10 protein-coding genes are annotated in these 14,137 nt (G+C 69.7%); 6 read left to right on the forward strand and 4 right to left on the reverse strand.

Going from position 1 to position 14,137, the window contains the following annotated elements:
* Positions 1-31 precede the first annotated feature (31 nt).
* The 3 genes from LAJ19_RS07005 to LAJ19_RS07015 form a co-directional block, all read right to left on the reverse strand.
* On the reverse strand, positions 32-940 hold the full coding sequence (locus LAJ19_RS07005; RefSeq protein WP_349774800.1) for a serine hydrolase: 909 nt from the start codon (positions 938-940) through the stop codon (positions 32-34).
* A gap of 291 nt (positions 941-1,231) precedes the next feature.
* Positions 1,232-2,077, reverse strand: coding sequence for a DegV family protein (locus LAJ19_RS07010; protein WP_225475068.1), 846 nt, complete (start codon positions 2,075-2,077; stop codon positions 1,232-1,234).
* 146 nt (positions 2,078-2,223) lie between these two features.
* Positions 2,224-5,409, reverse strand: a complete 3,186-nt coding sequence (locus LAJ19_RS07015) for a (Fe-S)-binding protein (RefSeq protein ID WP_225475069.1) — start codon at positions 5,407-5,409, stop codon at positions 2,224-2,226.
* 344 nt (positions 5,410-5,753) lie between these two features.
* Between LAJ19_RS07015 and LAJ19_RS07020 the strand changes: the two genes are divergently transcribed.
* From LAJ19_RS07020 to LAJ19_RS07040, 5 genes are all read left to right on the forward strand, one after another.
* Positions 5,754-6,779: an ATP-binding protein gene (locus LAJ19_RS07020; protein WP_225475070.1), complete on the forward strand. Its 1,026-nt coding sequence runs from the start codon at positions 5,754-5,756 to the stop codon at positions 6,777-6,779.
* Positions 6,780-6,850: 71 nt separating this feature from the next.
* Complete coding sequence (locus LAJ19_RS07025; protein WP_225475071.1) at positions 6,851-7,990, forward strand: vWA domain-containing protein; 1,140 nt, start codon at positions 6,851-6,853, stop codon at positions 7,988-7,990.
* Positions 7,987-8,808, forward strand: coding sequence for an NAD(+) diphosphatase (gene nudC / locus LAJ19_RS07030; RefSeq protein WP_225475072.1), 822 nt, complete (start codon positions 7,987-7,989; stop codon positions 8,806-8,808). The genes LAJ19_RS07025 and nudC overlap by 4 nt, the downstream gene beginning before the upstream one ends.
* 54 nt (positions 8,809-8,862) lie before the next feature.
* A complete protein-coding gene (locus LAJ19_RS07035) occupies positions 8,863-10,263 on the forward strand; it encodes a hypothetical protein (RefSeq protein ID WP_225475073.1) in 1,401 nt (466 codons plus the stop codon).
* Positions 10,264-10,394: 131 nt separating this feature from the next.
* Complete coding sequence (locus tag LAJ19_RS07040) at positions 10,395-10,820, forward strand: NUDIX domain-containing protein (RefSeq protein WP_225475074.1); 426 nt, start codon at positions 10,395-10,397, stop codon at positions 10,818-10,820.
* A gap of 30 nt (positions 10,821-10,850) precedes the next feature.
* Here LAJ19_RS07040 and LAJ19_RS07045 read toward each other — a convergent pair whose 3' ends face one another.
* Positions 10,851-13,067 (reverse strand): ATP-dependent helicase, encoded by a 2,217-nt coding sequence (locus LAJ19_RS07045; RefSeq protein ID WP_225475075.1) that lies wholly within the window; start codon positions 13,065-13,067, stop codon positions 10,851-10,853.
* Between the two features lie 110 nt (positions 13,068-13,177).
* Here LAJ19_RS07045 and mntE point away from each other — a divergent pair, with 110 nt between their 5' ends.
* Positions 13,178-14,107: a manganese efflux transporter MntE gene (gene mntE, locus LAJ19_RS07050; RefSeq protein ID WP_285892295.1), complete on the forward strand. Its 930-nt coding sequence runs from the start codon at positions 13,178-13,180 to the stop codon at positions 14,105-14,107.
* The last annotated feature ends 30 nt before the right edge of the window (positions 14,108-14,137 follow it).

Genomic DNA, 14,137 nt, shown 5'->3' on the forward strand with positions numbered 1-14,137 from the left:
CCGCGGGCCACGGCGCCCCTCTCGTCAGGGGTCAGGGCCAGGAGACCGCCGATCTGATCGGCGGACCGTCCAGGATCACCTTCAGCGCCGCGTTGATCCACAGGAATGCCCGGCGGGTGTTCGGCATGGTGTAGGTCTGCTCTGCGCCGTGCTGCATGAACACGTACACGAGGTGCCGCCCGTCCGTGGTTTCCACGTACCCGCTGTACGTGAGAAGCTGCCAGCCGTTGCCGCCTTTGGCGCCCACGTACCGCACGCGTCCCTGATGCGTGATGGTGAGGGCCGAGCGGCCGAACCCGAGGGCCATCACGTCCCGCTGCCAGCGGCGCGCCCCCTCACTCAGGTCGGGCCGCAGGAATTCCTGCGCGACCAGCGTTCCAAACTCATACGGGGTGCTGAGGTTGTACACCCGCAGGTCCTCCGCCAGCCGGTGCCGCTGCTCGAAGTACGTGTCCAGCTGCCGCTGCAGATAATCAGGCCGGGTCTGCTGGGCGTCCGCGTCGATTTGCCCGGCAAGTCTGGCCTGCTCCGGCCCGCGCGCCTCCGGCCAGGCGGAGGCAGCGTTGAACGCCGGAGACAGCCCTGCCTGCGCCGCCCACCAGGCCTTGGTGGGCAGAATCAGCCGCGTGTGGCACAGACCCAGGTGATCCGCGAGCCCCTGAACGGTCTGGAGCCCGGCGCGGCGATGCAGGATGTCGGTGGCCGTGTTGTCACTGTTGCGGATCATGCGCTCGGAGAGGGTCCGCACGTCCGAGTGATCGAACGGGAAACTTCCGAGCGACTGGTTCTGCCGCGTGACGCTGAAACGCTCCTTCGCCTGCAGCCGTCCGGCGTCCAATTCGCGCAGCACCGCCCACAGCACCGCCTGCTTGTACGTGCTCGCCAGTGGGAACACGCCGTCCGGGTCAGCAGCAACCGCGCGGAGGGGCCGCAGGGTCACGGGGTCCACCTCCGCCACCCACAGGCCCAACCGGCCACTCAGGGGCCGCGGAGGGGCCGGTGCACGCGGAACTGCCGGCGCGGCGCGCAGGCACCCCCGCTCATCTCGCATCGGATCTGCGGCGGCGTGGGCCGCCCCGTGGCGCTGCAGCCGCACGTGGCCCTCACTGGAGGCCGGGCCACCTGAACGACAGGCCACCAGCAGCCCGCACACCAGCGCCGCGAGGCCCACCCGGCCCAGCAGGGGGGCGCAGGCGGCGTGAAAGGTGAAAGCCAGGGAACGCAATCCGGGTCAGACCTGAACGGGTTCCAGGGTCACGCCGACCGTACCGGGCCCGGCGTGCGTCGCCACGACGGCACCGATCTGGTGGTTGCCCATGTCCTCGAAGTTCACGCCGCGCAGCCCGTCACGGACCTCCTGCACGAACGCCTCCCCGCCGGGCGTGCTCATGATCGCCACGCGCGCCCCACCGTGCTTCGCCACGTACTTCTTCACGTGGTCCACGATGTCCGCCATGGCCTTTTTGTGGCCGCGGACGCGGCCGCCGGATTCCACGCGCCCGTCGCGGACCACCAGGATCGGCTTGATGTTCAGCAGGCCGCCCAGCAGCGCCTGCGCCCCACCAATCCGGCCGTTGATGCGCAGGAAGTCCAGGGTGTCCACCGTAAAGCGGATGTCCGCGTGCTGCGCCGCGGCTTCCAGCTTCGCCACGATCTGCGCCATGCTGCGCCCTTCATGAACGAGTTCCGCGGTGCGCAGCACGCGCAGGCCCAGCCCCATGCTCACCGAGCGGCTGTCCACGACCGTGACCTTCCCGCCGAATTCCTGCGCGGCCAGCCGCGCGCTGCCGACCGTGCCGGACATCTGCCCGCTGATGTGGATGCTCAGCACCTCGTCCGCGTGTTCCAGCGCGTGGCTGTACGCCACGGCAAACTCGGCCGGACTGGGCTGGGAGGTACTGGGCGTCTTCTTCCCGGCCTTCAGGCCCGCGAAGATGTCGCCCGGCCGGATCTCCAGTCCGTCTCTGTGCATCTTGCCATCGAACAGAACGTACAGTGGCACGCTGGTCACGCGAATCTGCGCGAGCAGGTCCGGACTCAGGTCACACGTGGAATCCGTGACAATTGCAATGGTCATTCGATGATACTAGCGTGACGCGCCCCGCTCCCCGCACGCACCGGAGGCACGGGGATGACCCGAGTGGTCCGGCGGGCACTGGCGCAGGTGCCTACAGGACGGAACCGCGGCCCTGACAAGAGCAGCGGTCCCTTCTCACGGCAGTCTCAGTCCTTCTTTTTCGGCTGCCACTTCGGGCGGGCGGCCGCTCCCGCCTCGCTGGGGGCCGGGGGAGCGCTGTCCTGCGCCGGGACGGCCGGGGCGTCGGTCGGCTCGGCTGTGCCCTGCGGGGCGGTCCCGGCGGCGGGGGCGGCGCTGCGGGGCTGCCACTTCCGGCGCGCCCCCGGGGCTGCGGCCCCTTCAGGGGCGGGCGGCACTGCCGGCGCCTCGATGGTCACGTCGGGTGCGGACCCCACCGGGGCGGCGCTGGTCGGTGCGGCCGCGACCTCGACCGGTTGAATCTGCTGCGTCTGCTCGGGTGCCACCTGGGTTTTAGGGGTCCATTTGCGGCGAGTGGCCTCGCTGTCGGCGCCCTCCGTGACTGGCTGTTCGACTGGCTGGGTGGCCGCAGCGGCCTCGCCGGTGGTGCCGCTGTCCTGGGCCGGGGTTGCTGATGGGGCCGACCGGGCACCAGGAGTCCATTTCTTCCGCTCGGGCGTGACCGGCGGCTCCGTGGCCATCTCTGTGGGCGTGGGGGCGGGGTCGGCAGCGTCGGCCGCCGGTGTTTTTGCTTTTGGCGCCCACGCTTTGCGGACCGGAGCGTCCGTGGGGGCGGGGGTCGGGGCGGCCCCCACCGGGGCTGGGCTCACGTCATCCGGGCTGGCCTTCGGGGCCCACGGCTTGCGGGCCGCGGGGGTCGGGGCGGCGGGCACGTCATCCGTCTGGGCGGCCGGCGCCGCGCTCACGTCGTCCCCTTTCGTTCTGGGCGCCCAGGCTTTGCGGGCCGGGGTGCCTTCTGCGGGCGCTGCGGGGCGCTGAACGTCGTCCCCGGTTTTGGGGGTCCACGCCTTCCGGGCGGCGGCTTCCGGGTGGGCGGCCTGCGGTTCGGGCTGCGTGTCCGGGTTCTGCACGGGGCTGCCGGGCTGGGCATTCAGCACGTCCGCGCTCGTTTCGCCCACCACCGGGCTGCCGGCGGCGGGGGTGTCACCGGTGCGGGTCATGGGCATCTGCGCGTTGGGCGCCGTGACCGGTTCGGGCTGTTCGAGGGGCGTGGCGTCCGGAACGGGGCCGGTGGGGGCCTGCCACGTACCGTCGGCGCGCTGCACGCTTTCCAGCATGAGTTCCGCGACGTCTTTCACGATGATGTCGTCCCGTTTCTGCTTTTCGGGCGTGGAGTTCATCATGGATTTGCAGAAGGGGCAGCCGACGGCAACCACCTTGCCGGTCTGCTCGAAGGTGTCGCTCGTGGTTCTGGCACTGTCGAGGCGGGCCTGAATTTCACGGAAGCGGTTGTCGCTGATGCGCTCGCGGCCCTCCTCCTCTTCCTTCCAGAACTGCGCGCCGCCTGCGCCGCAGCAGAAGGAATTCTCGCGGGTGCGTTCGAGTTCCAGCACCTCGCCGGCCATCTGGGTGATCAGGGCGCGCGGAGCGTCAAACACGCCGTTGTGCCGGCCGAGGTAGCAGGGGTCGTGGTACGTGACGTGCTCGGGGAGTTTTTCCAGGGGGAGTTTCCCGGCGGCCACCAGCGTCTCGAGGTATTCGGTGTGGTGAATGGTGCGGTAGTCGCCGCCGATCTGCTGGTACTCGTTCCCGATGATGTTCATGCAGTGCGGGCAGGTGGCGACGATCAGCTTCGGCGCGACGGTGTTCAGCGTCTCCACGTTCTCCTGGGCAAGCTGCTGGTACAGGAATTCGTTGCCGGCGCGGCGGGCGCTGTCGCCGGTGCAGGCTTCCTTCTTGCCCAGCACGGCGTAGTTCACGCCGGCTTTGTCGAGCAGCTGCACGAAGGACCGCGCGACCTTCTGCGCGCCCGGGTCGTAACTGGCGGCGCAGCCGACCCAGTAGATGACGTCGGGGGTGGGGTTCTCGTCGATGGTGGGCACCCGGAGGCCTTCGGCCCATTCCATGCGTTTGTCGCGGCTGATCCCCCAGGGGTTGCTGGCGCGTTCCATGCCGCGGAACGCGGTCTGCAGCTGCGGGGGGAATTCGCCGGCCACCATGACCTGGTGGCGGCGGATGTCGATGATGTCGAGCATCTGCTCGTCCTGCACCGGGCACACCTGCATGCAGGCGCCGCAGGTGGTGCACGCCCAGACGCTCTCCTCGTTGATGGCGAACTCCAGCAGGGGGTGGGCCGTGCTGGCGCCACTCTCGAAGGGGGCTGGTTTCAGCGTGAACGGGCTGGGGTGGGCGCCGATCACGTTGAGTTCCATGCGTTTGTTGATTTCCAGTGCGGCGGGACTCAGGGCTTTGCCGGTGGCGTTGGCGGGACAGACGTCCTGGCAGCGGTTGCACTGAATGCAGGCGTACGCATCAAGGAGCCGCGGCCATTCGAGGTCCTCGAGCTTCTCGACGCCAAGCTTGGGCTCCTCGGCTTCCATCGCTTCCTCGAGGCCCTTCATGGGCGGCAGGACGCCACTGCCCACCGGGCGTTTCAGCGCGTAGTTGACGGGCGCCATGAAGATGTGGATGTGCTTGGTGAACGGGAAGTAGGCCAGGAAGGCCAGGACGCTGCCGAGCGCGCCCCAGTACCCGAAGATGCGCCAGCCCTGCAGGGCCTGCTCGCTCAGGCCGCCGAACATCAGGTTGCCGAGCGCGGTGCTGAACGGCTGGAACGGATCACCGCCTTCCTGCGCCATCTTGGCCGCGTTGCCAAGGAGGCGGCTACCGACGTGGAAGGTGATGAAGGCGCTGACGATCAGGCTGTCGCGCAGGATGTAGTTGGCTTTCAGCAGCGGGTGCAGCAGGGTTTTCTCGGTGAACCGGAAGTCACGCCGGGAGGGCGTGAAGAGGCGCCGCACGACCAGACTGATCACGCCCACCAGGACAAGCAGGCTCAGAACGTCTGCCAGGATGTTGTACGCCGCGAACAGCGGGCTGGCGTCACTGTCGATGTGAAAGTTCAGGTACCCTTCGAGGCCGTCGATGACGTTGACGAGCAGGTAGTACACGAAGCCGTAGAAGATGAAGGCGTGCAGCACGCTGATGGCGGTGCGGCGGCGGAAGGTGCGTTCCTGGGTCAGGGAGACGCGCAGGGCGTACAGCAGGCGCGCGGCCGGGGAGCCGGCGCGGTTCTCGCTGGCGGGGGCGCCGCGGGCAACGCGGCGATAGAGGCGGTAGAAGTTCCAGGCGCCGAACGCGCCGGCGGCCAGGGCGAAGATGAAAAACAGAATCTGGTGGGTCAGGGGCAGCAAGGGGCAACTCCTTCAGGCGAAATACTTCAACTGTACTGCGGCGCGAACTTGAACTGAGTCAAATTATCACAGGTTCACCGGTCACAGCACACTGAAATTCCCCCCCGGCGCCACTCCCTCCCCCAGAAGAACGCCGGGCATCCAGCGGCACGGGAGCCTCCCCGGGCCCACCCCCGGCCTGACCGGGTAGACACCAGTGGCACGGTGGCCTCCCCTGGGCGGGCCACGGACGGTATAGCCGGGACCACCGCCGAACCCTGGGCCCGATGGCCGCGCCGCCACCGCCTTCAGCCCGCCGGCAGGCGTGCCTGCCCCGGCCGGGTGGGTGCGCTAGCCTGACAGGCGTGAGCCTCACTGCTGCTGAACTTCAGACGTACCTGAATGCCCTCGTCCGGGGCGAACTGAAACTCTCCACCATGATCTGGGGACCGCCCGGCGTGGGCAAGAGCAGCGTGGTGGCGCAGGTGGCCGCCGCGAACCGGCTGGGGTTCGTGGACGTGCGCCTCTCCCAGCTGGCGCCCACGGACCTGCGCGGGCTGCCCGTGCCGGAAAGCGACGGGCAGGGCGGCGGGGTGAGCCGCTGGTACCCGCCGGAGTTCCTGCCCCGCGACGGGCGCGGCATCCTGTTCCTGGACGAGGTGAACATGGCGCCTCCCACCATGCAGGGCATGGCGCAGCAGCTGATCCTGGACCGCCGGGTGGGCAGTTACGAACTGCCCGACGGGTGGTTCGTGTGGGCGGCCGGGAACCGCAAGGAGGACCGCGCCAGCGTGTTCGACATGCCCGCCCCACTTGCCAACCGCTTCCTGCACCTCACGGTCCGGCCCGATTTCGACTCGTGGCGCGCCTACGCGCTGGGACGCGGCCTGCACGAGCACGTGGTGGCCTTCCTGACGTTCCGCCCGGAACTGCTGCACCGCCTGGACCCGCAGCAGCCGGCGTGGCCCAGCCCGCGCGCGTGGGAGATGGCGTCCCGGCTGCACCGCGCCGGGCTGGACGCGGCCCCCGCCATCGGTGAGGCCGCCGGAGCGGAGTTCAGTGCATTCGTGCGGCTGTACGAGCAGCTGCCGGACCTCGGCATCGTGCTGGAGGGCCGCGGCGGTGGGCTGCGCCTGCCGGACGAACCGAGCGTGCGCTACGCGGCCGTGGTGGGTCTCGCGGCGCGCGCGCAGACGGCCGACGAGGCGTACCACGCCTTCACGTGGCTGGCCGACAGTGCCGGTCCGGAATGGCTGCAGCTGTACGTGGCGACGCTGGTCAGCAAGTTCCAGGCGATCGGTCAGCTCGCGGATCTGGCAGATCTGGTGGGCCGTGACGACCGCCTGGCGACCCTGGTGCAGACCACCCTGACGCTCACGGAGGGCGCGTAGGTGCAGCGGCGGCCGGTGAGGACCGACAGCCGGCGCCCCGGCCGCTCCCCGCTCCGGGCGGCGGGGGCGCCGTGACGGGGCCTGTGCCGGTCACGCCGGACTTTCAGCGGCTGATTTCCGGAGCGCGGCTGCGCCTGAGAGGCCGCTCGGCCTTCTTCGCGACGCTGCTGCTGCACGCGGAATTCGTTCCGTCCCGCGAGGTTGCGGCGGCGGGCACGGACGGTGAGCGGGTGTACGTGAACCCGGAGGTGGCCGCCAGTCTGCCCGTGGATGTGCTCGATGGCCTGCTGCTGCACGAGGTGCTGCACGCCGCGCTGTCGCACGTGGAGCGGCGCGGGCCGCGCGAGAAGAAACGCTGGAACAAGAGTGCGGACCTGATCGTGAACGGCATGGTGGCCGCCGCGGGCCTGCCGGTCCCGCCGCAATCCCGCCGGGACGAGCACCTGGAGCGCCTGAGCGTGGAAGAGGTGTACACCGCCATTGAGGCCGAAGCGCAGGGCGACGGCGAGGACGAAGGGGATGACCTGCTCGACGGCCCCCCAAGTGACGCGCCGCCCCGCGGGCAGAAACCCGGACAGAGCGGACAGACCCAGCGTCAGTGGCAGCAGGCGCTGGCGCAGGCCCGCAGCGTGGAAGCCATGAGTGGCAAGGGCGACGACCCGCTGGGCGAACACCGCGAGTTGCAGCGCCTCGCGCCTGCGCGGCTCGACTGGCGGGCGCACCTGTGGCGCTTCCTCGCCCGGACGCCGGTGGATTTCGGGGGGTTCGACCGGCGGTTCGTGGGCCGGGGCCTGTACCTGGAGGCGCTGGATGACGAGTCCCTGCGCGCCCTGATCGCCGTGGACACCTCAGGCAGTGTGGATGACGACGCCGTGCGCGCCCTGGTGAGCGAGGTGCAGGGGGTGCTGGGCGCGTACCCGCACGTGCGGGCCACGCTGTACTACGCGGACACGGAGGCGTACGGTCCGCACGACCTGACCCCCGGCGGGGAGATCCCGCCGCCGCAGGGTGGGGGTGGCACGGACTTCCGCCCGGTGTTCGCCCTGCTCGATGAGCATGAGCCGGACGTGCTGGTGTACCTCACGGACGGGTACGGGGACTTCCCGGACGCGGCGCCGCGCGTCCCGACGCTGTGGGTGGTGCCGCCTGGTGGGCTGGAGGACGAAGGCTTCCCGTTCGGTGAGGTGCTGCGCCTGGAGGAACACACATGATCGCCACGAGCCGCCCACAGGCGTTCGAGCCGGACCTGACCCTGAGTCCCACCCCGCAGACCGTGTGGTTCGTTTTTCAGGGGCCCAGACTGCTGGTGCGTGAGGACGGCACCCTCCCCCAGGGTGAGGTGCCCTGGGCGCTGGAGGACGTCACGCCGCTGGGCCGCCAGGAGGACGTGCCGTTCTTCACTGCGGGTCTGAGCGGTGACGCGCCGGAGGGCTGGGCGGCGCTGCCCGTCCGGGCGTGCTTCGGCCGCCTGCCGGATGACCGGATGGGTCTGGCCGGGTACGCGGCGCAGGTGCTGGATTTCATCCGCACCCACCGTTACTGCGGTCGCTGCGCCTCGGCCCTGACCGACGCGGCGCATGAGCGCTCCCGCCGCTGCCCGAACTGCGGCCTGGCGGTGTACCCGCGCGTGGCGCCCGTGGCAATGGTCCTGATTCACCGCGGGCAGGGCGCCGCCACGGAACTGCTTCTGGCCCGCAGTCCGCACTTTCCGCCCGGAATGTACTCCGCCATTGCCGGCTTCGTGGAGCCGTCTGAGACGCTGGAAACAGCGGCGCGGCGCGAGGTGCTTGAGGAGGTGGGCGTGCAGGTGGGGGAGCTGCGCTACGCGTTCAGTCAGCCGTGGCCGTTCCCGCACTCCCTGATGCTGGGTTTTGACGCCGAGTACGTGAGCGGGGCGATCACCCCCCAGGCCGGTGAGATCGAGGACGCCCGCTGGTTTCCGGTCACGGCCCTGCCGACCCTGCCGGCACCGGTGAGTATCGCCCGCGCGCTGATCGACCGGGCGGTGCAGGCCGCGCTTCCCCTCTAGGCGGCCCGGTTCAGGGACGCCGCGCTCCCCGGCGCTCGTGGCATCATCGGGCGGATGACTGGCGAGCTAGACCCGCGCACACTGACCATTCTGGGAGTGGAGGGCGCCCTGGAGGCCGCGGCCGCTCCCCGCGCCACGGCTGACACCCTCTCGGGCCTCAGCGCGCACCCGGATTCCCGCGTGCGCGCCCTGGTGGCCCGCCACCCCAACACGCCGGTGGACGTGCTGGGCAGCCTCGCTGCGGCGTATCCGGCGGACGTGCTGGCCAATCCTGGCCTGCCGCTGATGCGTCTGGCCCGCCCCAATCTGCTGAACGCGTTTCCTGCAGACGGCGTGATTGCCCTGCTGAACGCGCCCGGTCTGCCCGGGTGGGTGGTGGACGCCGCCCTGCGGCACGACGATTACGCGGTGCGCACCGCGCTGGCTGCCCGGCCGGGCCTGAGTGCCGAGCGGGTCGCGGCGCTCGCGCAGGACGCCGGGTGGCAGATCCGCGAGGCGGTGGCGCGGCGGGAGGGACTCAGTGAGGCCCTGGTGCGTCAGCTGGCCGCAGATGATGACTACGACGTCCGCAAGGCCGTGGCGGCCCGAACGGACCTTCCAGGGGACGTTCTGCGACGCTTCGTGCAGGACGGGCACGGCATGGTCCGTGCCAGCGTCGCGCGCCGGCTGGACCTGCCGCTGGACTGCATGATCACGCTGGCAGCTGACGGTGACCCGGACGTGCTGGGCACCCTGGCGCGCCGCGTGGACCTGCCGCGCAGCGTGCGTGAGTGGCTCTCCACCAGTGACCAGCCGCTTGTGCGGGCCGCCGCCCTGCAGGCCTGGACCGTCCCCGGGTCGTGGCTGGTGCGCGCAGAGCAGGACGCCGACGCGGACGTGCGGGCCGCCCTGGCGCGCCGCCCGGACCTGCCGGCGCAGCTGCTGGTCCGTCTGGCGGGCGACGAGTCTGAAACGGTGAGGCGCGCGGTGCTGGAACGCAGTGACCTGCCGGATGAGGCGGTGCTGGCCCTGGCGCGGGCGCCTGAACAGGACATCCGCCTGCACGTCGCGAGTGCGGAGGATCTGAGCGGCGCGGTGCTCGACGTTCTGATAGGGGACCTGGACGCCAGTGTCCGCACGGTGCTGGCGGTCCGGCCGGACCTGGGTGAGTCGAGGCTGGCGGCGCTGGCCGCCGACCTGAACCCGGAGGTGCGCCGCGCCGTGGCGTACGCAGCGGGCACGCCGCCGGGCACGCTGGCGGTACTGGCGGGTGACGTGAACGCCGGGGTGCGGCGCGCCGCGGCGCTTCATCCGTCGCTGCCGGCTGGACAGCTGGACGCGTTGGCGGGAGATACCGATGACGGCGTGCGGCTGGCTGTGGCGGGCCGGGCGGACCTCTCCCCTGCCGTGCGGGCGCGGCTCCTGGCCGACACGGAACCCAGCGTGCGTGAGGAAGCCGCCCTGACGCAGGGCTGAAGCCTCGGCGCGGACAATCTGTCCGCGCCGTACGCCAGAAGGCAGAGGCGCCCTGATCGTGTTGCCCGTGAGACTGCGGGCGTGACGGATCTTCGCCTGCCCCTGGGGGGGGCCTGCAGTTCAGTGTTCGCGTGTCGGTTCTGTGCCCGCGCGGTTCCTTCCTCCTGACAAACACGGGCGCCGGAGCGAACGGAAGTGGGTTTCACTTCCTCCCGGGCGGCGCCCTGAGAGCCGACGAGGACACCGCGGCCTGTGCGGCGCGGGAGTGGCAGGAAGAGACTGGCCTGCAGCCTGGCCCTCTGCGGCTGGTGGGGGTGATTGAGAGTTGCTTCGGCGCGCGCGGACGGCGGCAGCACGAAGTGGGCTTCTCCTCCCACATGGCGGCCCCGGACGCCCTGCCGGACGAACCGTTTACGGTCCTGGATAACGCGGCCGTGACCGGTCAGTGGGTCCCGTTCACCCAGCTTGAGGCCACTCCCGTGTACCCGCTGGTGCTCACGGCGTTGCTCAGTGTCCCGCCTGGTGTGGTGCGGCACACCCTGAACCGCGAGGCGTGAGGGCCCCGCGGGTTCAGTCCGGTCCGGTCTTCAGGCGGGGCTGAGGTTGGCAAACTTCACGAGCAGTTTCTTCGTGCCGGTGCCGGGGAAGTGCACGGTGACCTCCTGGCGGTCGCCCACGCCGGCCACGGCCAGCACCTGCCCCTCCCCGAATTTGGGGTGACGGACCTTTTCGCCGCCGCGGTAGGCCATGCTGCCAGTCATGGGGCTGGTGTTCTTCACCGCGGAGGGCAGGGGGACCGTGGGGCGGTAGTTCTTCCAGGTTTTGGCGCGGTACTCGATAACCTGTCCGTACGGGTCGATGGTGTCGAAGTGCCCTTCGATCTCTTCCAGGAAACGGCTGTCCTCGGCGGCGTTCGTCTTGCCGAACTGCATGCGGTTCTGCGCGGCTGTCAGGAACAGGCGCTCCATGGCGCGGGTGATGCCGACGTAGAACAGCCGGCGTTCCTCTTCGATGCCGCCCGCCTCGACCAGGGCGCCCTTGCTGGGCAGCAGGCCCTCCTCGGCACCCACAATGAACACCACGGGGAATTCGAGGCCCTTGGCGTTGTGCATGGTCATGAGGGTCACGGCGTCCTCGGGGGTGCCCTTGTTCTCCGTTCTGGTGCGCATGTCGTCCACGCTGGAGAGCAGCGCGGCGTCGTCGAGGAAGTCAGCGATGGTGCCCTCGTGCTCCTGGGACCATTCCTGCGCGGCGTTGATGAGTTCGTCGAGGTTCTCCATGCGCACCTGGCCTTCCTGTCCTTCCTGGCGCAGCAGGTCAAGGTAGCCGCTGGTTTCGATGACGAACCTCAGGAACTGGGCGGGTTCGTAGTTGTCGGCGGCGTCACTCATGGCTTCGATCAGGCGGGCGAACTCCACGGGTTTCTGTGCGCCGCGGTCCAGGATGCGCTGCTCCTCGGCGTTCGCACAGGCGGTCAGGAGGCTCGTGCCGTGCAGGCGAGCCCAGTCCAGAAGTTTCTCCAGGGCGGTGTCACCGATGCCGCGTTTGGGCCGGCCGATGATGCGGCGCAGGGCCACGTCGTCACTGGGGTTGATGGCGAGCCGGGCGTACGCGAGGATGTCCTTGATTTCACGCCGGTCGTAGAAGCCGACGCCGCCGACGATCTTCGCGGGGATCTGAACGCGCCGCAGGCTTTCTTCGATGACGCGGGACTGCGCGTTGGTGCGGTACAGGATGGCCATCTCACTGAAGCGCCGGCCCTCCAGGGAGTGCAGGCGCGTGAGCCACTCGGCCACGAAGTCCCCTTCGGCGCGGTGGTCGGTGGCGCGGTGGAACACGACGGGGTGACCGTCCTCCTTGACGGGTTTCAGTGTCTTGTCGAGGCGTTCGGCGTTGTTCTCGATGAGTTTGTTGGCGATGGTCAGGACCCGCGCGCTGGAGCGGTAGTTGTGCTCCAGCAGGTACACCCTGGCGTCCGCGTAGTCCTTCTGGAAATCCAGGATGTTCTGGATGTCCGCGCCGCGGAATTTGTAGATGCTCTGGTCGGGGTCACCCACGACGAGCAGGTTGCGGTCACGGCTGGCAAGCAGCCGCGTCAGTTCGTACTGGGCCTTGTTGGTGTCCTGGTACTCGTCCACGTGAATGAATCTGGCGCGGTTCTGGACGGCGTTCAGCACGGCAGGAACCTCGTGAAACAGCCGGACGGTTTCCGTGATCAGGTCCCCGAAGTCAATGGCGTTCTGGCCTTTCTTGCGGGTCTCGTAGCGGCGGTACGCTTCGGCAGCCGCTTCGCGCGGCACGCCGCTGATGAACGGCTCGCCGCTGCGGGCCAGGTCGGCGGGGGTCAGCAGGTTGCTCTTGGCCCGGTCAAGGATGGACCGGATCACGCGGGGGTTGGTGTCCGGGCCGATGCCGGGCACGCTGCCCATGACCTCCTTGAGGATGTCCAGCTGGTCGTCGTCGTCGTAGATGACAAAGCCGCGTTTCAGGCCGATGTGCTCGCCGTAGGCGCGCAGAATGCGGACGCCGGCGGAATGGAAGGTGCTCATCCAGAGTTTGTCGGCGCCGGGCACGAGGTGACTGGCGCGCTCGCGCATCTCGGCGGCGGCCTTGTTCGTGAAGGTCACCGCCAGGATCTCGCCGGGGTTCACGCCGTAGTGGCCGATCAGGTGGGCGATGCGGTAGATCAGGGTGCGGGTCTTGCCGCTGCCGGCGCCGGCGATCACCAGGGCCGGGCCGGTGAAGTGGTCGGCAGCCTGGGCCTGGGTGGGGTTCAGTTGTTGAAGCAGGTCGGGCGCGGTCACTTTGGAAGTGTATCAGGGCCGGTTCTGTTTCGGACGTAACGGGCAGGGTGCGACGTTGTCCCTGCACGGGGCACGCCTTTCGCCGGGACTAACCCTGGTACGCTCCTGCGGTGACGGTGCCTTCCGCCTCCCAGCAGACCTCCTCCCGCGCTTCCCGCCTGGCGCTGGGCAGTATTCTCGTGGCCCTGGTCGTGCTGGGCCTGAAATTCCTGGCCTACCTGCTGACCGGAAGCGTCGCACTGTACTCCGACGCGCTGGAAAGCATCATCAACGTGGCCGCGGCCGTCGCCGCCTTCGTTGCGCTGCGCGTCGCGGCGCGCCCGGCCGACGCGAACCACCCGTACGGGCACACGAAAGCCGAATACTTCAGCGCGGTGGCCGAAGGGGTCCTGATCGTGCTGGCCGCCGCCGCCATTGTCCGCGAAGCGCTGCCGGTGCTGCTCAACCCGCAGCTGCTGCAGGGCCGGTCCGGGACCGGACTGTCCGGTCTGGCAGTGAACCTGGGCGCCAGCGCCCTGAACGCGGTGTGGGCCACCATCCTGACCCGGCAGGGACGGCTTCTGCGGTCCCCGGCGCTGCTCGCTGACGGGCGGCACGTGATGAGTGACGTGGTGACCAGCATCGGCGTGCTGGTGGGCGTCCTGGCGGCGCGGCTCTCGGGGCTGGGGTGGCTTGATCCGCTGCTGGCCGTGGTGGTCGCGGTGAACATTCTCTGGAGCGGGTGGCTGCTGGTGCGCGACAGCATCGGCGGCCTGATGGATGCCGCCGTTGACCGCGAGACGGAAGCCCGCATCCGGCAGGCGATGAGCGAGCACGGCGAGGGCGCGCTGGAAATGCACGACCTGCGGACCCGGCACGCGGGCAGCGTGACCTTCATCGAGTTTCACATGGTCGTGCCCGGCAGCATGACAGTCGCCGAGGCGCACGCCATCTGCGACCGTCTGGAGGACGCCATCCGCGCACAGTCACCGCAGTCCTCGATCAATATTCACGTGGAGCCGCAGGAGAAAGCCAAGCATCACGGCGTGCTGGTGCTGTAGACCGCGCTGGACCGGCCGGGGCCTAAAGTT

The sequence above is a fragment of the Deinococcus taeanensis genome (genome assembly GCF_020229735.1).
Lineage (GTDB): Bacteria > Deinococcota > Deinococci > Deinococcales > Deinococcaceae > Deinococcus > Deinococcus taeanensis.

Coding starts and splice junctions, on each gene's coding strand:
- LAJ19_RS07010 (WP_225475068.1), bottom strand. CDS start 2,077: ATGACCATTGCAATTGTCACGGATTCCACGTGTGACCTGAGTCCGGAC.
- LAJ19_RS07035 (WP_225475073.1), top strand. CDS start 8,863: ATGACTGGCGAGCTAGACCCGCGCACACTGACCATTCTGGGAGTGGAG.
- nudC (WP_225475072.1), top strand. CDS start 7,987: ATGATCGCCACGAGCCGCCCACAGGCGTTCGAGCCGGACCTGACCCTG.